We start from the raw sequence: 20,985 nt of genomic DNA on the forward strand, positions 1-20,985 counted from the left end.
TAGGCATATCCATAGAAGTATTCCTAGTCGTAATTTTAAGGAATACCAATGGTCCGGAGATTCAGGGGGCTACTTCACTACGGCGGCATGATGTATGGAAGGAACAGGCGACGGCACGGATGGCGTATTTTCCTCTTGAAGAGGAGGCTGCGCAGCATTCGCGTTGTAGCAACACAAACTGCGCATCGCTCTAAACATAATTATTTTCTCCGCCGCTTTGCGCACCGATACCGTAGCAAGGATGCCGGTGCGCGGAGCGCACTCTACATCGAAGCGCAAATTGCTCTAGTCCATATCGATTAAATGAAGACTGGCTAGCCGTTTATATTTTTGATCTTCTATTATTGAGCTGGGATGCGTGTACTTGAATCCGCCAATGATGTGAGCCGCGTTGGAATGTACTGACGCATTCAACTTTTCAAGGACGCAGATGCCGGCTCAATAAAATCCATTTCGTCGGCTATTCCCGCCGTCAGTGTCGTCCGCGATGTGTAGATCGCCGATGACGATGCAATCACCGTTGATTGCATCGCCACCCAGCTGAATCAGACTTTATTGAAGCCGGAAAATACCGCCTGACCAAATGATTTTTCGACGATCTCATGCCCCGTTCGTGACATCTCGACCAAAGCCAGGATTTTTTCATGCAGTTGTTGGCCGTTCAGGCCACGTTGCTCATCAAGCGGCAGCGTCTGCACGAACGCAAGCCGGTCCGATTCCGGGAACGAAGCAAACGCGAGACCTTCTACAGGCAGCACTGCATTTGCCTGTAATAGCTGAAGAAAGACCTTTTCATTTCGCTCTGATGACGGCAGATTTATTTCAACGATAAGCCTCATGCAGGTTGGATTGAGCGCACCAAAATGCATGAAGCCGATACGCACATCGCCTAGTACCACCTCGCCGGCTGCCAAAACTTCGTCAAAGTTCAACCTGACCAGACGGCAGAAGTCTTGTAACACGGCCAGAAAACGCTCCGGCGGCTGAGTAATTTGTTCCACCAACTCCGTGTCGATGATCGTGTCGTTTTGCATGCTTCTTCCTTGAGCTTAAACGATTGATAGATCTCCGCGACGCTGGCCGGCGCTATCGCTTTCCCGAGTTCCGCCCTGCTGAGTCTCGGCGTGAGCAGGGGGCAAGTCAGCAGGAGGTTGCACTCCGCCTGGTGCTGCTTCTAGATCTTCACCGTCGGCCGCCCCGTCAACGTTTTGATTATTTACAGAAGGATCGGCAGGAGCATTGTTCTCTGCGGGGGCGGCGGGCTTTGGACTTAGAAGCTTCTGAAGTAAAGGCGGCAAGTAAGTCATCGCAGTAGTAAACGTCGCTACGGCAGTAAAGAGCGTTCCATAGCTAAATGCTACGCCGGCTTCTCCGTCAAAAGTGGAGTTGGGCGCTGCTGCCATGATTGCATTTGAACCGTCAACCATCCCCCCAGCACCCGTCCCAATAATGGCGGCCATCCCTAGGTTCACTGCTGTTGCCACGGTGCCCGGGCGTGTCAGATCACGCGCCGAGACTTCGCGCCCCATGAACTGCTGCCACTTAAATGGCCCATGTTGAATCAACTGTCCAACGAACAACGATATCGTGAGCGCCGTCCCGATTAACGGACCGCCGGACATAAACTTAGGTAGCTCTTTGCCGGCCGAAAGAGACGCCATATAGGCCCCTAGCGATATAAAAAGCTTGGCTTGTCTCAGCCTTCCGGCATCTTCAGCGGCTACCGTGTACTCCTGGCTGCCTTTCGGCAGTATCTTGCTGAGAACAGCGCCCACGCTCTGCCCTGCGAAGGCCGCCCCGCCATAAGCAAGAGCGTATGAACCGGTCGCATTCTTCACAATGGGAACGAGCATTAACAAAAGAGAGGTACCCGTCGCCCTCGCGCTTGCAGAGGCCGCCGGACTGAAGGCCCAACGATTCGCCCCAGGTTCCTCCTGCGCCATCGCCTGCGCCAGGTCCGGATTCCGCGCCAGCGCCTCTCTCTGCGCCACCTCCAGCTGCGCCACCAGCGCCGGATCTCGCTCCCGCAGCTCCGCCAGCTCCTGTTCCGTCATTTCCAACAGCACTACCTGCTGCTCCCCCTCCTGTTCCTGCACCGGCGCCTGAGTAGTCGCAGCCGTAGTTAATCCCTGGCCGTCTGGATCGCCGGGGTGAAACTGAGGAGCCAAAGGTTGTCCGATGGGGATCATATCTACTCCAAAATAGGGTTTAGGCGTCGTGAGTTTCCGATTCAGCCACTGAGTGGAAATTTTCTTCTTTTGGTTCCCACTCATTACGTTTATTTTCTATTGAGGGAATTCCTCGGAGCTACAAGTCCTCGCAAAGTCCCCGCTGATCGGCATAGGGGTAGCCATCAGGCTACGCCCCTGCCACACCACCCGGCACGCGGGTCCGCACCGGGCGGTTCGAGAAGTTGAGGTCAAGACAGGCGAGGCACTCCCAAGCGGTCGAAGTACGCAATCGTGAGCACGCTTTTCAGGAGCCGGTCACTATTGCGCCACCAGCGGCGGCTGTTGACCGCCACTTGTTTCGCCACCGCGTCCGGCGCTCCCAGTTTCAGCAGCGCCCGATACATGATCGGTACCGCGTTTCCAGTGCTTGAACTGGATCGCCCGCAGCTGGTGACACAACCATTCATCGAGTGTCCGCCATACCTTGGGCGTTTGTGCCAGTCGGAAGTACCCTTTCCAGTCCAGCATGTAGGAACGCAGCTTCGCGACGGTCTGCGGCATGCTGCGTCCGCAGGATCGGCTCGTCAGTTCGCGGATACGCTGCATGAATGTCGCCAGCGGCTTTTCCGCTACTTTCCGCTTCGCCTCGCTGACCTGCCCGGTCAAGGTCGGCAATGCCACGCGAGGAAATTGATTATCGCTCAATGCGCGAAGGCGAGATCGATACCACTGCACTGACTACTGCGTTGGATCGCAGGTTTAGTCAGCCGATCGATGCGCAGCGCGAGAATCAGAAGCAGATCTTGGAGAAAGCGGAGCGGAAAGCAAATACGGCTGAACCGCTCCTATCGAAGCTGTAGTTCGCAAGCCCCCTTGGGAGTAGGGTACGCTGTGCACGCCCTACGCTCTTCCACCGCCAGGAGTTTCGCGGACAGCCGAGCCGTTAATGAGGGGCCACTACCGAGGCCGGCGCCACCCGTCCCTCACCGGGCGTCGTGAGGCTATGAATGTAGTCTTGAAACCGGCGAGTCAAGAAGTGAGGCGAATCTTTGTCAGTCGGTGGCTGCGGAATGCGGCGTATCGTCGGCGCGCCACCAGCGGCGGGTTGATCGGACCGCATAAGCGCGCCGATATTCGCTTGGAGAAATGCCTGTTTCGCGACGAAACAAGCGACGAAACGCGCACGGATCCTGGTACCCGCACATCTCGATGATTCGCCGCAAATCAAATAGAGTGACTTCCAATAACTGCTTGGCTCGCTCGATCCGCAGTCTGTGCAAATAGTCCAGCGGCGTCATGCCGACCACCTCTCTGAAATAGCGCAACAACGTACGAGGGCTTACTGCCGCGGCTTGTGCCGTCGCATTCAGGCTGTAGGATTCAGTCACATGTTGTTCCAGCCATTGTTTCGCCTTGTAGACCACGCCGTCACGTGTATGTTTCGACAGCTCGCCGGATATCAGCCCTGCCTGCTGGAACCGGATCGGTTCATACTGCATTACGTTGGCGCAGGTTTGCGCCACTTCATCGCCGACGAAGTGTTGTATCAAGGCCAGGACCAGCGAAGTATGGGAAGCAGGAGCGCCCGCACAGTATATGTTGCCGTCGGCAGTGATGGGCCGGTCCATCATGAGCCGCACCTTGGGAAAGGTTCGCCCAAACCAGCCGGCGATCAACCACGTGACCGTGGCATGACGCCCGTCGAGCACCCCTGCATGGGCAAGAACGGCCGGGCCGGTATAGCTGGCGGCCAGCACGGCGCCGGCCGCATGACGGGCCGCAATCAGCGCCGATTCCGCTTTTGCATTACCGAGCAACTGCGTCAGGTGGTGGGTGCTGTGCGTCCATAACCCCGGCACGAAGAGTGCGGTTCTTTCTGCCGGAAGATCCGGCATCGGCCCAGGCGAAACCAGGGTATCGGCCAACCATGGCGGCAAGGGCAGTTGATTGCCATTGCCATCGATGATGCGCCAGTAAAGCGGCAAATTCCGCTCATTGGGATTGCGCAGGCGCCATATCGTGTTTGCAGCGCGCAGCACATCGATCGTATTGAGCAAGGCGCCCGACAAGCAGTCCGAACTGTACAACAGATCAATGCGTGCGCTCATGTTGATTTTTCTGAGTGGCGAAAACGGACTTGCATGGCCGTCTGCCTTAGTGACACGACGATGATATTGGTTCCATTCCGTGCTGCAAGCTTCTTTGCAATGTTGTGATGGCGGCTCGATGACCAAATCGGCTCCCCTAATGTCGGTATCGGATCCTTGCAAGGTATCAGTAAGGCACTAGACTCTTCACCACAAATTTATCAGGTCCGTGTGTCAAAACCATGTGCTGACGCGACGGCTCCCTGAATTCAAAAGAAGCGAAATCCATCAAGGAGACAAGGAATCATGTCAAACGACTGTGTCGGTAGCCCAGATCTCATCCGGGCCGGAGCAGATGCTAATGCTTTGCCTCCGGACCATGCATCAATGCGCCGTCGCGCCACCATCGCATCCACCCTCGGAAATGCGCTGGAATGGTTCGACTATGTGGTGTACGGCCTGCTCAGTGCGACGATCGCCAAACTGTATTTTCCCGCTGATAATCCGGCAACGTCAGCCCTGCTGGGATTTGCGACCTTTGGCATATCCTTTGGCGTCCGTCCGCTCGGCGGACTGGTGTTCGGAATTTATGCGGATCGTTACGGACGCAAGAAGGCGCTCACCCTCATCTTTGGGCTGATGGCTGCCGGCACGCTGACTATCGCGCTTCTGCCCACTTACGCGGCGATCGGCATCGCAGCGCCCATCACGCTGGTGTTGGCGCGCATGATCCAGGGATTTTCCGCAGGCGGCGAATTTGCCAATGCAACCGCTACCCTGATCGAGTTCGCCCCATCAAGCAAACGCGGCTTGTATGGTTCCTTGCAGATGGTTTCGCAGATCTTTGCAACCGTCCTTGCGGCGCTGGCGGTCGTCCTGATTACCAAACTTCTTTCAGAGAGTGCCTTGATGAGCTGGGGATGGCGGGTGCCGTTTCTCCTCGGTGCCCTCGTCGGCCCGGTTGGGGTATACCTGCGGCGTCGCCTTGTCGAGTCGCCCGAATTCCGCGCCGAGATCAAGCGTACCGGCCATCTTCCGTCTACCCCGTTCCGCGATGTCGTCACTTTATATCGCGGCGAGCTCTTTGCTTCCTTTTGTCTGGTTGCCGCCCTGGCGGCACCGAACTATGTCAATACCGTCTATCTCCCCAGCGTGGCAATCATGGAAATGGGAATACCACAGGCTAATGCTTATCTCACCGTGATGCTCGCTTCCTGTCTGATGATGATCCTTGTCCCTTTCGCCGGCTGGATCTCTGACCGCGTCCAGCGGACCCGGGTGATTGCCGGCGGCTTGCTGGCCATTGCCGTGATCTATCCCGTCTTGTACGCAAGATTCATCGAATTGCACACCTTCGCATCACTGCTGCATTTGCAGCTCGGCTGTGCTTTTGCGTTTGCATTCGTGGTGGGTCCAGCGGCCGCGCAGGCGGTCGAGATCTTTCCGGTTGGCGTGCGCTCGACGGGATTGTCGCTGGCGTATAACTTTGCGGTCATGCTGTTCGGCGGCCTCGCGCCGCTTACGCTTGCCTGGTTCAGGTCGACGACCCAGGCTTTGTATGGGCCGGTCTACTATTTGTTGGGTATCGCGATCGTCGGGCTGATCGGCATGCGTTTTGTCTCCTTGTCCGGGCAGCGTCGACATGGTCAGCGCGTCGGCCTTGGCGAGGTCCGCGTCGGTTATGGCAAGCCGGGATATGAAGCATGAATTACAACCGACATTTCTCTCAGAGCTATGCCGAGGCTCGCTCCAGGTTTCTTTCACTGGTTGCAGCATTAAAGCTTGAGGTCAATTCATTCATGCATCCTCTGCGCGGCCGGGACGGAGAAGCATTGGCAATGGACGTCGTTCTCAGTGGCGCCAAAGATGCGCCGTATCTGCTGATCATCTCCAGCGCATGCCACGGCGTGGAAGGATACTGCGGCTCGGGCATCCAGAGTGCGTTGTTGAGCGATTCGGCATGGACGGAGGCAGCGCGCAATGCGAATGTGGCCGTGCTGTATATCCATGCGATTAACCCGTACGGATTCTCATGGTGTCGGCGTACAACCCATGAAAACGTCGATTTGAACCGCAATTTTCACGACTTCTCGAAACCATTGCCGGAAAACCCGGCATATGACCAGATCGCGTCGCTATTGGTGCCGCAACAATGGCCGCCCTCGCTGGCAAACAAGTTGGCAATCTGGGGTTTTACCGCCAGAAAGGGAATTCGGACGACCCAGGCGGTTATTTCGGGTGGCCAGCATAGTCAGCCGCAGGGCTTGTTCTTTGGTGGGAACAGCGCTACATGGAGTAACAAAGCGCTGCGCTCGGTGCTGCGCGAGTATGGGCAGCCACGAAAAAAAATTGCATGGATCGACTTGCACAGCGGACTTGGCCCAAGCGGCGTGGGCGAGCGAATTTTCGCCTGCCGTAATGAAGCAGCTGCATTGCAGCGTGCGCGTACCTGGTGGGGGCCGCATGTAACATCCACCCATGACGGCAGCTCGATCTCAGCGGCGGTATCCGGAAAAATGTGGTCGGCCATATACGACGAATGCCCGCATGCGGAATACACCGGCATTACGATGGAATACGGCACGCTGCGAATGCGCAAGGTAATGGAAGCCTTGCGAGCAGAGCAGTGGCTTGAGAATCATCCTGACGCACCGGAAGAACAGCGCATCCAGATCAAGCGCCAGATTCGGGATGCGTTTTATGTGGATAACGAGCACTGGAAGAGGCGTGTGGTGGAGCAGGCGCAGGACGCAGCCGTTCAGGCCATCCAAGGCCTGGCAGCGCGCTAATAATTTGCTGTCAGGGCGGGCACTCTCCGTGTTCGAGGCAATCGCCGCTCCTCACTCTGGCGCGCGCAATCAATCGACTGAAGAACTCTCGTGCCCCCCCGCGATCAGGCGATTTCTGCTTATTCTTCACTGAACATTTCCGCGGACGGGATACTCATCGGATCTACGTGAACGATGCAATTTCTGCCGGCTCGTTTGGCCGCATACAGGCAACGGTCCGCCTTGGCGATCAACCCGGCGACATCCGTGGTCGATTTTCCGCTTGCGGTCGCCACGCCAATGCTGGCCGTAATGGGATGGTGAATCTGGTCCACTTCGAGATCGATCCCCCTCACCGCACACAAGGCACGCTCTGCGAATAAAACCGCGCCGGATAAATCCGTATCGGGCAGGATAAAGACAAACTCTTCCCCGCCATAACGCGCGACGAAGTCGCTGGCGCGCCGACTTACGCCCGCCAGAACGTTTCCCATCCGTCTCAAGCATTCATCGCCAACCAGGTGGCCATACGAGTCATTGACCTGTTTGAAATGATCGATATCGATGATCAGCAGCGACAAGGATTGGCCACTGCGTTGCACGCGATTGAATTCTTCCTGCATCCGCTCGTCGAAGGCCTTGCGATTCGCCACGCCGGTCAGCCCGTCGCGCTGCGACATGACTTTCAATTCGGCGGTGCGCGCAGTTACGCGACCCTCCATGTCAGCGTACAGCCGTGCATTTTCAATCGAGATTGCGGCCTGCGATGCGAGCAGCTGCAGCACTTCCAGACGGTTTACGGTGAAGGCGCCAGACACTGCATTATTTTCCAGGTACAACATGCCGGTCATTTCCCGATGATTCAAAATCGGGAGGCACAATAAAGAACGCAGCGCATGTCGTTGAACGTAGGGATCATTGGCCAACAGTTTCTCTTGCGTCGCCTCGTGGACAACGAGGCTTTCCCTGGTGCGCTCCACGTAATGCACGAGGGACAAGGGCAGCGGTATCTCGTCCCGGCTCGATTCGTCCAGGCATATCGATTGCAGCACAGTGGCCGCGGTGTCGCCGTCTCCCTGCTCGGCCTCCAGGAACCAGCGATCGTCCTTCTTCAGCAACAAGATGCCTCGTTGTGCGCCGGCACTTTCAATAACGACTTGCAGCAGGCGCTTCAGCAGCCGCTCCAGGACGATTTCTTGCGACAATGCCTGCGATGCTTTCATCGCTGTCGCAAAATCCAGAATGCCCGATGAACTGATTTCGCTGTTGGTGGTGGACATTGTCGGATTGGTGAGCGTCGCGATTGCCTGAGCGGCGCTCGGCTCGTGCAACCATTGCGGGTAACGCTTGACAAGGTCGGCCACCTTGGCGAGCGCCCCCCAGCGGTGATAGCTCTGCTGCGCTTCCCGCAGATAGAACTGAGCCAGCGCGTCCTGTCCAAGACGAAGGTGAAATTCTCCGGCCAGTTCTTTTGCAAGCGCCTCTTCCTGCAAGAACCCGTTTTCTCTTGCAAGCCGGATCGCTTGTTCAAAATGCCGCATTGCTTTCAACGGCTTGCGCGCGTGCTGTGCCAGCCTGGCTTCAACCAGGATCCATTTGTTCAGAAAGTTCTTCGGATTATGCCTGGCCCAGTGTTGCATCTTTTTCTGATTTTTCCTGATCTTGCGCAGATGGCCGACACGCTCGGCGAAGGACGCATCGCCCAGCACCTCCAGGCGCACCAGGGAATCATAGAAATAGTGCTGGCTGGCCCCATAATTGCCAACGAGGCGATCCACATACTTTCCATTGATCTCAATGGCCGCGAGGGCTTCGCGGGGACGGCGAAAGAAATACAAGGACAGACAGCGAAAGAAACACAGCGTACTCGTCAGAAAATGGTCATCGACCATCAGTTCAATTTCTTGTAATTGCTGTTCGTCGCACACCTCGCCTTGCAGGATGGCCGGATCCTGGGATTTCCCTATCAGGTTCTGTTGAAACTGCCATAGAATTTTCTGATTCTTGAAAATCGATGGCCGCTGCAATAACTCGATGGCACCGCAATATGCAGCGGTTTCTTTTTCGAGTTGTGTCAATTCATGGCCGCAAAAGAGCGCGTAAATGCAGTACAAGGTGGCCGCGTTCGCGGCGGTTTCCAGGTCACCCGCCACCATGCCATCGAGGTGGATCTGCCGCAATGGATCCAGGGTTGTATGCAGCGGCTTCGTCCATGCTTCGAGGCTGCTATACACCATCAGCATCGTACGGATCTTGCTTACCACTGCCGTAGAGCGCTTCCGCAATTGCAAGGCCAGCTCGCTGAACTTTGCGCCCTGTTCGACATCTCCCAACGCACCGCTGAGCACCATGCCGTAGCCGGCAAAATTCATCGACGATACCGGGCTATGACCAAATCTGAGCGCCAGGCGGATCGTCTTGCACAGAAAGAGGAAAAAGTGCGTCGGCATTCCATAATAAGCGGCCATGATGACCTTGAGCAGGATATTGCTGGCGGCGAGAATGTGCGGATCGGTCATGTCCGGCAACTGCGTCAGAGATTCGATCTCCCTCCTGCTCAGCGCCATTCTGGTTTTGATCAGATTGGTCACGATGTGAAGCCGCGTCGCCTGTTTGGGAAACGGCATGCCCAACTGATGGAGTATCTCCAGCCCCTGCATCACGGCATCGTGAAATCTGTCTTCGGAGATGTACGCCTGAATCCGGATTTCATAGGCCTTGGCCAGATCCAGCACATCGCGTGCCCGCTCCAGGACGATTGCGAGATAGCGCTCCATTAGTGCAAAATCGGCAGAGAAATAGGCGGCTTCCGCGGCGTCCAGATGAAGCGGAAGCTGCAGCTCATAGTCTCGCTGCCACGCCGGATCGGACATGAGTTCCATGGCCGTTTGCAGATATGCGAGCGCCGGTTTATACGCGGCGGACGTCTTGGCCCGGCGCGCCGCATCCAGATTGAGACGCGCCAGACGCTCCCGCTCCGTGTCGTCCGTGATGAGCGCACGCCCGAGGTTGAAATGATTGACCAGATCGAATAACCGGCCATGCTGTTCGGCCGCAGAAAGCGACTTGAGCCACAGTCTGCCGATAGTCAGATGGATCGCCGTCTTTTCGTTTGCGCTGCCGAGCGAATAGGCCGCCTGCTGTACGCGGTCATGCTGGAACCGGTACGCGGGAATCAGGTCCCGTTCCACTTCAGTGTCGGACTGGCGCACATACTTGTAGTAATCATCCAGAGGCACAATCAGTTCTTCCGCCAGAGCATCCCATAAGAGACTGGCGGCGTCGGCTTCGGCCATGGCGCAGACGATGGCCAGAGTCCTCAAGTCAAACTGGTTGCCCAGGCAAGCTGCGCCCTGCAGCACCTGTCGCGTGGCGGCCGATAGTTTTTGCAACTTCGCCACCAGCAGCTCGACGATATTGTCCGTGATGTCCGCGTGTTGAATCGCAGCGATATCCCATTGCCAGCAACCCTTCATCACATCGCCGCGCAGCATCTGCCGATCGACCAGCAATCCCAGAAACTGGTTCAAAAAGAATGGATTGCCCTGGGTTTTGCTCAAGCAGATCTGGGCCAGCGATTCGACCCCGTCGGAATTGACATGCAGGGCGTCGCACAACAGTCGCTTCACTTCGTCAAGCTGGAGGGGCTGCAGCGTGATGGTTCGTATCGCCGCGCCATTCTTTTCCATTTCCTGCAAAATCAGTGGCAACGGATGGACTGGCGTGATCTCGTTATCGCGATAGGCGCCGATCAATAACAAATGCGGAGTGGCCGGCGAACGCAGCAGCAAGGACATCACCTGCAAGGTGGGCAAGTCCGCCCATTGCAAGTCGTCCAGGAAAACGACGAGCGGATGCTCCATCGATGCAAATACGCTGACAAATTTCCGGAATTCCTGATTGAAGCGATTGTGTGCCTGTTCAGGCGGAAGGTCGACAACCGCAGGCTGTGCGCCAACGATCAATTCCACATTCGGAATGACTTGAATAATCACTTGCGCGTTATTACCCAAGGCCAGTAACAGCTTGTCCTTCCAGCGCTGGATCTCGGCATCGCCTTCGGTCAGCAGATGACGAATCAATTCTTCAAACGCCTGCGTCAATGCCGCATAAGGAATATCTTTTTTGAACTGATCGAATTTGCCTTCGATGAAATAGCCGCGGCGCTGCGTAATCGGCTTTTGGACCTCGTGCACTAGCGCAGACTTCCCGATTCCCGAGTAACCGCTCACCAGCAGCAATTCAGCGGGTCCATTGCTCGCGCGCTCAAATGCCTGCATGAGCGTGGCGATTTGCGTATCGCGGCCATAGAGTTTTTGCGGGATCTGCAGGCGATCGGAGAAATCGCTTCTGCCTAACGCAAACTCCGGGATATTGCTCTTCGCGTCCAGCGTATCCAGACACCATTGCAAGTCGGCTTTCAAGCCAGCCGCACTCTGGTAGCGCGCCTCCGCCGTCTTTTCCATCAGCTTGCCGATGATCGCCGACAGCACCGACGGTATCCGCGGATTGATCTGGTGTGCCGGGACAGGCTGCCTGGCGATATGCGCGTGCACCAGTTCGAGCGCATCGTCGCCGGAAAATGGCAATTGGCCCGTCAATAATTCATAGAACGTGACGCCCAGGCTATAAAAATCGGTGCGGTAATCCAGCGCGCGGTTCATGCGGCCGGTCTGTTCGGGAGACAGGTACGGCAATGTGCCTTCCAGGTAGTCTGGATTGCGGATTTCAGGGATCTCGCGTGTCAGCTCCGTGGAAATCCCCAGGTCGATCAGTTTGACCTGGCCGGTCTGACGATTCCACACAATGTTGGACGGGTTGATGTCCTTGTGCATGATCCGCTGCTGATGCAGTTTTTCCAGGCAGCCGGTAATGCGGATTGCCAGGGCCAGCCATTCGCCGAGCGGCATGGCGGCAGCGATGGACAACTTGTCGAGTGAGGTGCCGCCAAAATCTTCCACGATCATCACCTGGATCCCTTGATGGGATTCCAGGCTGTAGGCGCTCGCGATGCCATCCGATTGCAGCTTGCGCATCAGGTGAAACTCTTGTCTGAACCGGGCACGCTTCTCAGGCGACGGCAGCTCGTCATTCATGAGTTTGAACACCACCGGCACGCCATCCAGCAGTCGATGTCCACGATAAATGCGCGATTGCCGACTCTCATACAGCTGTTCATCGGCGCGGTAGCCAGGCACGTTAATCATGAGCGGTCACCTTGTCAGATGGGGAGTATGCACGGAGGAAGCGCCTCCTTGCCTGCCAATTAAGACAGAAAAAGCATAGCCGGAATGACGGACAAACACTAGCAAAACATTTATACATCGCAGCCCACTTGTACGAGCTTTCGGCGGGCATGAACTCGACCTGGCGATCAACCGATTCGCCTGCCGTTCTTGCCCTGTTCGTGCCCCATTCGCCACACCCGTCAGCATATGGATGACGTTGCAGATGCTATTCTGCTATCGTTGCCATGGCACGTGCCGCTGACAGGATGCGTGCTGCATCGCAGCAGAATTAGAGATGCGCAAGGTCGATCGACAAATCATCGCGACGATCAATCTGCAGGCAAAGCCGCCTTATTTAAGTGGGGAGCGTAAGCCACCATGTTGGAGATGCCGGGGTACGACCTTGGGGAATTGCTGTACGAAAGCCGCCATTCCCAAGTATGGCGTGGCAGCCGACAGGACGGCTTGCCGGTGATCCTGAAGATCCTGAATGACAAGGAGGCATCGGCACAGAGGCGTGCACGCTTTCGACAGGAATACTCGCTTACCCATCGGCTGCAACTGCAAGGCGTCATCACCGCATACCATTTCGAGTCGTATCGCGGCGTGCAGGCGATGGTCCTGCAAGACATCGGCGGCACCTCGCTGGATCGCCTGCCGATCGCCGGCGCCCTGCCGCTCTCCGCCTGGCTGCAACTGGCCATACGCATGACGCGATGCCTGGGGCAACTGCATCAGCAGCAGGTCATGCACAAGGATGTCAATCCTTCCAATTTCATCTGGAATCGTCACACCGGCGAAGTCAAGCTGATCGATCTGGGCCTGGCAACGGCCCTGTCGCGCGAGCTGCCGGAAACCCGGCATCCGGAATGGATCGAAGGCACCCTGCCATACCTGTCCCCCGAACAGACCGGCCGCATGAACCGTGCCGTTGATTACCGCACCGATTTTTATAGCCTGGGTGTCACGTTCTATGAATTATTGACGGGCCAGTTGCCGTTTTCCGGCGACGATGCGCTTGAACTGGTGCATGCGCACATCGCGCGCCAGCCGGTGCCGGTCGAGCGCATCCGGCCAGGCATTCCCGCCATGCTGTCTGCCATCATCGGCAAATTGATGGGCAAGACGGCGGAGGAGCGATATCAGAGTGTGGCGGGCCTGATGGCAGATTTGCAGACCTGTCTGCGCACGCTGGACGACGCCGACAATATTCCTGTCTTTACGCTGGGCAGCAGCGATGTCTCCGAGCGTTTGCAGATTTCGCAAAAACTGTATGGCCGTGAACATCAGGTCGCAACGCTGCTGGCGGCCTTTGAACGGGCTCGTCACGGTCCATCGGAACTGCTGCTCGTGACCGGCTATTCAGGCATAGGAAAATCGGCCCTGGTGCATGAAATCCAGAAGCCGATCACCGAGCGCCGCGGCTATTTCATCGAAGGCAAATTCGACCAGCTCAAACGCGCCATTCCCTATGTCGCGCTGGTGCAGGCGCTGACGGAACTGGTGCGCCAGTTGTTGACCGAAGACGAGAACGCGGTCATGCAATGGCGTGCCGAGTTACTGCAGGCTTTGGGCAAGAATGGCCAGGTGATCATCGATGTCATTCCTGATGTGGGCCTGCTGATCGGGCCGCAACCGGCGGTACCGAAATTGCCGCCGGACCAGGCGCAAAACCGCTTCAACCATGAATTCCGAAAGTTCGTCGGGGTATTTGCCGCGCTCGGACATCCGCTCGTCCTGTTTCTCGACGATTTGCAATGGGCCGATCTGCCCTCGTTGCAGTTGATGTCCTTGCTGCTGCGTGCGCCGGCACTGCCGCATGTCCTGCTGATCGGCGCCTATCGTGACAATGAAGTCACGCCCGACCATCCGCTATCGGCAATCTTGAAAGAGATAGCGCAGCAAGGCGCCTCGCTGAGCAGCGTCACACTGGCGCCGCTGGCCCAGGACGATGTGCACCAATTGCTGCGCGATACGCTGCGCGCCGATACGGCAACGGTCGACAGGCTGGCACGCCTGTGCGTTGACAAGACGCAGGGCAACCCCTTCTTTCTCAAGCAGTTCCTGCGGATTCTGGCCGAGGACGGCATGGTGCGCTTTGACGCCACCCAGGGGCACTGGCAATGGGAGATCAATCGCATCGAGCAGGCCGGCATCACCGACAACATTGTGGAATTGATGGTGGCCAAGCTGCACAAGCTGCCGCTGCCCACGCAGCAGGTGCTGCAAGCGGCGGCCTGTCTGGGCGGAGCGTTCGATCTGCGCATGCTGGCCCTGATCTGCGAACGTTCCGAAGCCAGCACCGGCGAATTGCTGTGGGACGCATTGCGCGAAGAACTGGTCGTACCGTTGGAAGATCGCTACCAGTATGTGGGCCAGTCCGGTCAGGGAAGCGGGCCCGACCTGGTGGCCACCTACCGATTTCGGCACGACCGGATACAGCAGGCGGCGTACCTGCTGGGCAGCGCGGCCGACAAGCCTGCAATGCACCTGGCCATCGGCCGGCTCTGGCTGCAGTCACTGCCGCCGGCAGAACAGCAAGCGCGCCTGTTCGAGTGGGTCAATCATTTCAACCTGGGCCGCCACCTGATCGCCGACGCGCTGCAGCGCCAGAACCTGGCCCGCCTGAATCTCGACGCAGCGCGCCGCGCGAAAGCATCGGCAGCATACAAGCCGGCGCTGGGATACGCGCAAGTTGCGCTCGAACTGGTGTCCTGCGAAGACTGGGAAACGCACTACGACCTGATGCTGGCGCTGCACCTGGAAGCGGCGGAAGTAGCGTATCTTTGCGCCGGGTTTGAACAAATGGAGTGCTACCTCGCCCTGGTTCTGCTGCATGCACACGATGTGCTGGATCAGGCCAAAGCCTATGAAATCCGGATTCAGGCCCACCTCGCGGAAGGCCGGCCACAGGAAGCCGTGGCTCAGGGGCTGCAAGCGCTCGATTTGCTGGGCGTGTCCTTTCCCGGTCGTCCTGCCCGATGGCATGTAATCGCCTCCGTGATCAAGACCCAATGGGCGCTGCGCGGCAAGAGCATGGAGCAGCTGGCAAGTTTGCCGACCATGACCGATCCGCATATGCTGGCCGTCAGCAATCTCCTGCACAAGATCGGGGTCGCGGCATACTTCACGATGCCAATGTATTTCCCGCTCCTTTTGTGCAAGGCGATTGACTTGTCACTGCAGTATGGACATGGACCGGGAGCGGCAACCAATTGTGCCGGCTATGGTGGCATGATCCTGCGTGGCATCGTTGGTGACATCAAGCAGAGCATACGCTTCGGCGAACTGGCATTGCGACTGCAGGAACGACCTGAAATGGCGATCCAACGGAGTCCGACCTTATGTCTGGTCCATGGGTACATTCAACCATGGAAATATCCACTGCGTAAGAGCGTGGACGGCTTACGGCAAAGCTATCTCACCGCCATGGCCTCGGGCGACATGGAATACGCCGCGAATGCGGCGGCGCTATTGTGTTACATCTCCTTCCATTGCGGGAATGAATTGGAGGAAGTGGAAAAGGAATTCGCCGATTACGTCACAGCGCTGACACAACGGGCATCCCACCTCAATGCGCATAAATGCCAGTGGCAGCTTGTGCAGAATCTAAGGGGCGACCACCCTGACCCGACCCTTCTGCAAGGGACAATCTACGATGCGCATCAATTGCAGGAAGCGCAACGGATGACCGACGATCAGATTCTGATGTTCAGGCTGGCGTCCTGCCGGCTTTTCCTGTTTTATCTGTTCCGGCGCTTTCGGGAAGCGCACGCGCAGGCAGTCACCGCCGCGAGGTATGTGAAATCCTTGCTGGGTTCGTTTGGGTGCAGCCAGTTTTACTTCTATGACTCGCTCGCGCATCTGGCATTACTGGGAAAAACCAGAGGCATGAATCGGATCGGCGTGCTGCGACGCGTGAAGAAGAATCAAAAAAAACTGCAGCATTGGGCCAAACATGGGCCTGAAAATTTCCGGAACAAGTGGATGCTGGTGGAAGCGGAACTGGCGCGGCATCGCGGTGAGCCACTGAAAGCGATCGACTGTTATGAGCAAGCGATCCGGCTCGCCGCAGACAACGGATATATGCAGGAAGAAGCGCTGGCGCAAGAACTGGCGGGAGAATTCTATCTGGAGCGCGGCCAGGAAACGCTGGCGCGGGTTTACCTGAAGCAAGCGCAGCAGAGCTACCTCCGTTGGGGCGCCCTGGCCAAGGTTAACGATCTGGCCCAGCGTTATCCGCGCTGGCTCCGCATGCCGGATGCGATTGACGCGCAGATGGTACCGGCGAGCCGCGGAACGTCAGTCAGCCATGCCGGCACCGCAGGCATGCTGGATTTTGCCGCCATCACGAAAGCGTCGCAAGCCTTGTCGCAGGAAATCGTACTGGAAAACCTGTTGAAGCGCTTGATGCAGGTGGTGATTGAAAACGCCGGAGCGCAGCGCGGGATGGTGTTGCTCAAAAAGGATGAACGCTGGTTCCTGGAGGCCTCACAGACCGACGAAGAGGCGCAAGCGACAGTATTGCAATCGGTGCTGGTGGACGAATCGACGCGCGCCGCACAACTGCTGCCCTTGTCGCTGGTGCGATACGTGACCAACACAAGACAAAGCGTGGTAATCGACGACGCCACCCAGGCGAAACTGGTCGCACAGGATACGTATGTGCAAACGCGGCATCCACGCTCATTGCTGATGCTGCCGATTCTGCATCAGCGCGAGCTGACTGGATTGCTGTACCTGGAAAACAATGCGGTCACCGGCGCATTTGCCGAGCATCGCCTGCAAGTCTTGCAGCTTCTGGCATCGCAAACTGCGATTTCGATTGAAAATGCCCGCCTGTATGCGTACATGGAAGAACGGGTCGTCGCCCGCACGATGGAGCTGACGCGGTTTCTCGCTGTGGCCAGTCACGATTTGCGGCAGCCGATGCATGCGCTGAACCTCTATCTGGGTGCCTTTGTCAATTATGACTTGCCCGAACCCGTGCGCCCCTTGCTGGCCGACGTGCGGCAATGCGCACAAATCCTGAACGACATGTTCCTGGCGCTGCTGGACATTTCCCGCCTGGATGCCCGGGTGGTGCAACCGCACCAGGAAGTCTTTCCGATCGCATCACTGCTGGCACGCATCCGGGTCGAATTCGAGCCGCAGGCACGGGCCAAGGGGCTGTGTTTGCGCGTGGCCCCGTGTACCGCATTCGTCCATAGCGATCGCAGCCTGGTCGAACGCATCTTGCGCAACTTTGTGACCAATGCGGTGCGCTATACCGAGCGCGGCACGGTCCTGGTCGGCTGTCGTCGTCAAGGCCGGCGATTGCGCCTGGCAGTCTATGATACCGGCATCGGCATTGCGCCCGACGAGCAACGCGCGGTGTTCGACGAGTTTTACCAGGCCGGCAATCGCGGACGCGACCGCGCCAACGGCCTCGGCCTGGGACTGGCCATCGTGCGGCGCCTAGCGCGGCTGTTATCAACGCCGCTGACCCTGGTATCGAAGCCGGGACAAGGCTCGATGTTTTCCATCGATCTGCCGCAGGCAGCGCGCCCGGGAAAGACGCTGGCGCAAAGTGCCGTGCCCTTGCGAGCACAGGCCGAGCTCGCCGACAAATTCGTCCTGGTCGTGGATGATGAAAAAACGATTCTCGACGCTATGCGGGTGCTGCTGCAGCAATGGGGATGCATCGTGCTCACCGCCACTTCCGGTCAAGACGCCCTGCAACAACTGGGCTCGATCCGAAAAATACCGGATGGCATGATTTGCGATTACCGCCTGCTCGACGGGGAAACCGGACTGCATGTCGTGCAAGCCTTGCATGTGGAATTCAATGAGCCCATCCCGGCCTTGCTTATTACCGGCGATACCACACCCGAGTTGATCCGGGAAACCCTGGCGAGCGGCTTGCCCGTGCTGCACAAGCCGATTCAGGCCACCGCATTGCGCGAAGCGCTTGAGCAGCTCTTGCACGTCAGTCCACAGTCCTCCGATATGCTGGCCATCGAGCCCGGCCTGCCTTGAGTTCGCTCAGTGAGGTCTGCAGACGTTCGCACACCACGATGAGGAATCAGGCCTTCATCAGCAACAACCTGTCCTCATCCGAGGTGGGCCTGCAAACGGAAGGTTCCACCAGCGTGCGCGATACCATCGCCGCCTTTGCGCGGATGCTGCCTGTCAGACGGATCACGGTCGGCACATCCAGTATCGCCAGACGCTGCATGTAACACACTAAAAGAGTGCCGCTTTCGCGCTCGACACTGACGCTCAACGGGAACTCCATGCCGTCGTAACCATTGAGCTCAAGCAGAGACAGCAGCATGTCGGCGGAGTAAGGCTCGGTCAGCCTGCCCGCTTCAGTGATGACGTCAAGATAATCATCCTGTCGATTGATAAAGTGCAGGCTTTCGTCGCGCTCGAAGTTCAGTGTATAGACTTCATATCCTGGCTCCGCCGAGCCGGACAAGCCCAGCTCCTCGAATACGCCAAGCATCAGCATCGAAAACAAAGGATTATGCATGGATAGACTCGCATTGATTGCAACGGAAAAGCCGATCGGCACAGTGCCATTATTCAATTCCTCGCCCTGCTTCATGACAACCGGCTTGCTGTACCGCGGTCGCAGTGCTGAGACCTATTGCGCAGTCCCGCTGAGATACTTTTTCACGCCTCCGGGTAGTCCGTCTCGCCCGCCCGCAGAAACGGAGAGAGGCTCCACTGACTGCGGAGCCAAGCCGATCAAGCGATCTGCGTCAGTCGTTAAGGCATTCCGAATTACCTGCGGAAGGTTATAGCATTGCTGCCCCACCACAGACAGAGTTTGCCTGGCTGGTGTATCCGCATTACTTGGGGATGCGAGAGTCCCGAACGCGTTGCCGCACCCGCTTCCGATACTAATCATTCTGTGCTCCCATACTGGCTGTCCAGGACTCCGTCTTTCTATCTGCCATGGCATACTGCGGACCATACGGCGAATCCCAATGCGTCGCCCCTTTGCCGCCATCGCTGCGCAGGCAGTAACCTTTCTTGTAGACGCTCGCCAAACTGATTTGCGATTTGGTCAGCATGTCGAGCTTCAGGCGTAACTGATAAATCGCGACACGGATATTGCTGGCTTCCGTCGATTTCCCTTTTGACCTGAAAAACTGAATGAGCTGATCAAATGAAATGATCGTGCCGAATTGATTGAAAAACAGATCGGCCAACATGAACTCAGACGGCGACAAACGCAAGGTCTTGCCTCCGCAGGAAATGGAACGCGTGTCCGGCATCAGCGTGACCATGCCGGCGCGCAAATGCGCCGTCATCAGCCTTTGCCGCACCAGACAAGAAATGATGCGCCGCCCCAGCTCCTGAATATTGATCGGAGCATAAATCCAGTCCGACATGAAATCCGGCAAATCGTCGATACGGGCGCCTCCGGCATTTTCCTGCACTGCGCAGATAACCGGCGCCAGCACAAGCGGAAGGCCGAGATTTTTGCTCTTGAGTGCATGAATTTCATTCTGCATGACGCGAATCGAACGGATCGTTTCGACATCACTCGCGCACACTAGAAATGTACTCGGCGAATCGGAAAACGTCACAAAATCTGCCGGCCTGAGCTCGCTTTCAACAAGTTCGATTTTCCATTTGATCGATACACATTTGAATGAGCGAGGCAGGGAAGAAACCGCGTTTGAAAGAAACGAAAACAGGTCTCTGTGCACTACTTTTAAAGTCACTTCCATCCATGTCTCCCACGAGCGTGCAATAAGTAGCAATGTTCCCGCACCGTCTGGCGGAATCGAGGTTCCATCCTCACCGCAATCCACCAAGCGCAGAGCGCGAAGATGGCGGTTGACGATCTACAACCTTGGTATGAACAATAGCAGCGCATATTCCGCTTTTTAATCCATACCAAAGTATGTGCCGATAGGCATCGGAACGAAGTCAGGCCAGGTACGCGACGTGGTTCTGAACGACTCCGGGATTGCGGTCGATAGCCACTCATTCACGCTCAACAGCAGATTAAGAGTTACCGATAAACCGACACCTCGGTCGACTGCAGGCATCGAGTCTGTCAAGAGTACCGACGCTCGATATCAAAAATTGGCGCGATCACGTCCTTCCGTTTTCTCGCCGAGCATCAATCGCTTCAACTTCTCATCAGCCGGTTGTTGCCCCAGCCATATCCGCAGAAAGGCTTGGTAAAACGCGACATCCGGAATAGTTTCGGCAATTTTCTTTCCGTTGATTCGCAATAAGGTGCCCGCTCCAGGAACCCAGTCGAAGGTCAGAACATCGCCTTTCTTGAATTCCGGGACCGAGGCGAACATCTGTCCAAAGCTCAGTAGTTGGTTAACAATCTTCGTTCTGTCTGCGAAGCTCGTGTTTCGCTTCAGCCCGTTCATGAACGATTGCGCGAATGTATTGCTCGACACATCCCTCAGCATCACCATCGTCAACCTCTTCGCGCCCGGAAGTGCAAGCACCTCCGATGCACTTGTCTTTTTTTCGGGCAGATACAAAGCCGCGGCGTACACTTTGAAAATCACTCTGTAATGCGTGCCGGCGCCATTCAGCTTCAGCTCATCGTTCGCGATGCGCACGGAGTCATCCAGCTGGACGCCATCGACTTCGACACCGAAAGCAGGAAACGCAACCAGTGCGGCGACTAGCGCGGACAAGGTCAATATGCCGTTAATTCGATTGTTCAAATTCATGTGCTGCTCCCTGATGAAAATGTTTTCTGAGT

Annotated in this window: 11 protein-coding genes and 1 pseudogene; 4 read left to right on the plus strand and 8 right to left on the minus strand. The window is 56.9% G+C overall.

The features are described 5' to 3' along the window. Positions 1–194: hypothetical protein (locus E6W33_RS27345; RefSeq protein ID WP_211097427.1), on the plus strand; the 194-nt coding region annotated here is incomplete at its 5' end. Positions 195–545: 351 nt separating this feature from the next. Here E6W33_RS27345 and E6W33_RS25235 read toward each other — a convergent pair. From E6W33_RS25235 to E6W33_RS25250, 4 genes and pseudogenes are all read right to left on the minus strand, one after another. Beyond that, positions 546–1,034 carry a hypothetical protein gene (locus tag E6W33_RS25235; RefSeq protein WP_136420151.1) on the minus strand — a complete coding sequence of 163 codons (489 nt, stop codon included), beginning with the start codon at positions 1,032–1,034 and terminating at the stop codon, positions 546–548. A 15-nt stretch (positions 1,035–1,049) separates the two neighbouring features. Then, positions 1,050–2,273 carry a hypothetical protein gene (locus E6W33_RS25240; protein ID WP_136420152.1) on the minus strand — a complete coding sequence of 408 codons (1,224 nt, stop codon included), beginning with the start codon at positions 2,271–2,273 and terminating at the stop codon, positions 1,050–1,052. Between the two features lie 146 nt (positions 2,274–2,419). After that, positions 2,420–2,813: pseudogene (locus tag E6W33_RS25245) on the minus strand (group II intron maturase-specific domain-containing protein); the annotation flags it as partial. Positions 2,814–3,223: 410 nt separating this feature from the next. Then, positions 3,224–4,279, minus strand: a complete 1,056-nt coding sequence (locus E6W33_RS25250) for a helix-turn-helix domain-containing protein (protein ID WP_136420153.1) — start codon at positions 4,277–4,279, stop codon at positions 3,224–3,226. 366 nt (positions 4,280–4,645) lie between these two features. On the opposite strand from E6W33_RS25250, the gene E6W33_RS25255 reads away from it, so the two are divergent. Beyond that, positions 4,646–5,965 carry an MFS transporter gene (locus tag E6W33_RS25255; RefSeq protein ID WP_136420154.1) on the plus strand — a complete coding sequence of 440 codons (1,320 nt, stop codon included), beginning with the start codon at positions 4,646–4,648 and terminating at the stop codon, positions 5,963–5,965. After that, a complete protein-coding gene (locus tag E6W33_RS25260) occupies positions 5,962–7,047 on the plus strand; it encodes a M14 family metallopeptidase (RefSeq protein WP_136420155.1) in 1,086 nt (361 codons plus the stop codon). Before E6W33_RS25255 ends, E6W33_RS25260 begins: the two co-directional genes overlap by 4 nt. Positions 7,048–7,166: 119 nt before the next feature. Here E6W33_RS25260 and E6W33_RS25265 read toward each other — a convergent pair whose 3' ends face one another. Further along, positions 7,167–12,233 carry a diguanylate cyclase gene (locus E6W33_RS25265; RefSeq protein ID WP_136420156.1) on the minus strand — a complete coding sequence of 1,689 codons (5,067 nt, stop codon included), beginning with the start codon at positions 12,231–12,233 and terminating at the stop codon, positions 7,167–7,169. A gap of 399 nt (positions 12,234–12,632) precedes the next feature. On the opposite strand from E6W33_RS25265, the gene E6W33_RS25270 reads away from it, so the two are divergent. After that, positions 12,633–18,272, plus strand: coding sequence for an AAA family ATPase (locus E6W33_RS25270; RefSeq protein WP_136420157.1), 5,640 nt, complete (start codon positions 12,633–12,635; stop codon positions 18,270–18,272). Between the two features lie 46 nt (positions 18,273–18,318). Here the strand turns inward: E6W33_RS25270 and E6W33_RS25275 are convergent, their stop codons facing one another. From E6W33_RS25275 to E6W33_RS25285, 3 genes are all read right to left on the minus strand, one after another. Beyond that, entirely contained in the window at positions 18,319–18,768 is a 450-nt protein-coding gene (locus E6W33_RS25275; RefSeq protein ID WP_136420158.1) for a CesT family type III secretion system chaperone, read from the minus strand. A 373-nt stretch (positions 18,769–19,141) separates the two neighbouring features. Continuing rightward, positions 19,142–19,978, minus strand: a complete 837-nt coding sequence (locus tag E6W33_RS25280; RefSeq protein ID WP_136420159.1) for a winged helix-turn-helix domain-containing protein — start codon at positions 19,976–19,978, stop codon at positions 19,142–19,144. A 354-nt stretch (positions 19,979–20,332) separates the two neighbouring features. Next, positions 20,333–20,953: a chalcone isomerase family protein gene (locus E6W33_RS25285; RefSeq protein ID WP_136420160.1), complete on the minus strand. Its 621-nt coding sequence runs from the start codon at positions 20,951–20,953 to the stop codon at positions 20,333–20,335. Positions 20,954–20,985 lie beyond the last annotated feature (32 nt).

Source organism: Herbaspirillum sp. ST 5-3, assembly GCF_004804275.1.
Lineage (GTDB): Bacteria > Pseudomonadota > Gammaproteobacteria > Burkholderiales > Burkholderiaceae_D > Noviherbaspirillum.

Excerpts from the sequence above, each read along its gene's own strand:
- E6W33_RS25235 (WP_136420151.1), bottom strand. The coding sequence starts at position 1,034 with ATGCAAAACGACACGATCATCGACACGGAGTTGGTGGAACAAATTACT.
- E6W33_RS25240 (WP_136420152.1), bottom strand. The coding sequence starts at position 2,273 with ATGAGTGGGAACCAAAAGAAGAAAATTTCCACTCAGTGGCTGAATCGG.
- E6W33_RS25250 (WP_136420153.1), bottom strand. The coding sequence starts at position 4,279 with ATGAGCGCACGCATTGATCTGTTGTACAGTTCGGACTGCTTGTCGGGC.
- E6W33_RS25255 (WP_136420154.1), top strand. The coding sequence starts at position 4,646 with ATGCGCCGTCGCGCCACCATCGCATCCACCCTCGGAAATGCGCTGGAA.
- E6W33_RS25260 (WP_136420155.1), top strand. The coding sequence starts at position 5,962 with ATGAATTACAACCGACATTTCTCTCAGAGCTATGCCGAGGCTCGCTCC.
- E6W33_RS25265 (WP_136420156.1), bottom strand. The coding sequence starts at position 12,233 with ATGATTAACGTGCCTGGCTACCGCGCCGATGAACAGCTGTATGAGAGT.
- E6W33_RS25270 (WP_136420157.1), top strand. The coding sequence starts at position 12,633 with ATGTTGGAGATGCCGGGGTACGACCTTGGGGAATTGCTGTACGAAAGC.
- E6W33_RS25275 (WP_136420158.1), bottom strand. The coding sequence starts at position 18,768 with ATGCATAATCCTTTGTTTTCGATGCTGATGCTTGGCGTATTCGAGGAG.
- E6W33_RS25280 (WP_136420159.1), bottom strand. The coding sequence starts at position 19,978 with ATGGAAGTGACTTTAAAAGTAGTGCACAGAGACCTGTTTTCGTTTCTT.
- E6W33_RS25285 (WP_136420160.1), bottom strand. The coding sequence starts at position 20,953 with ATGAATTTGAACAATCGAATTAACGGCATATTGACCTTGTCCGCGCTA.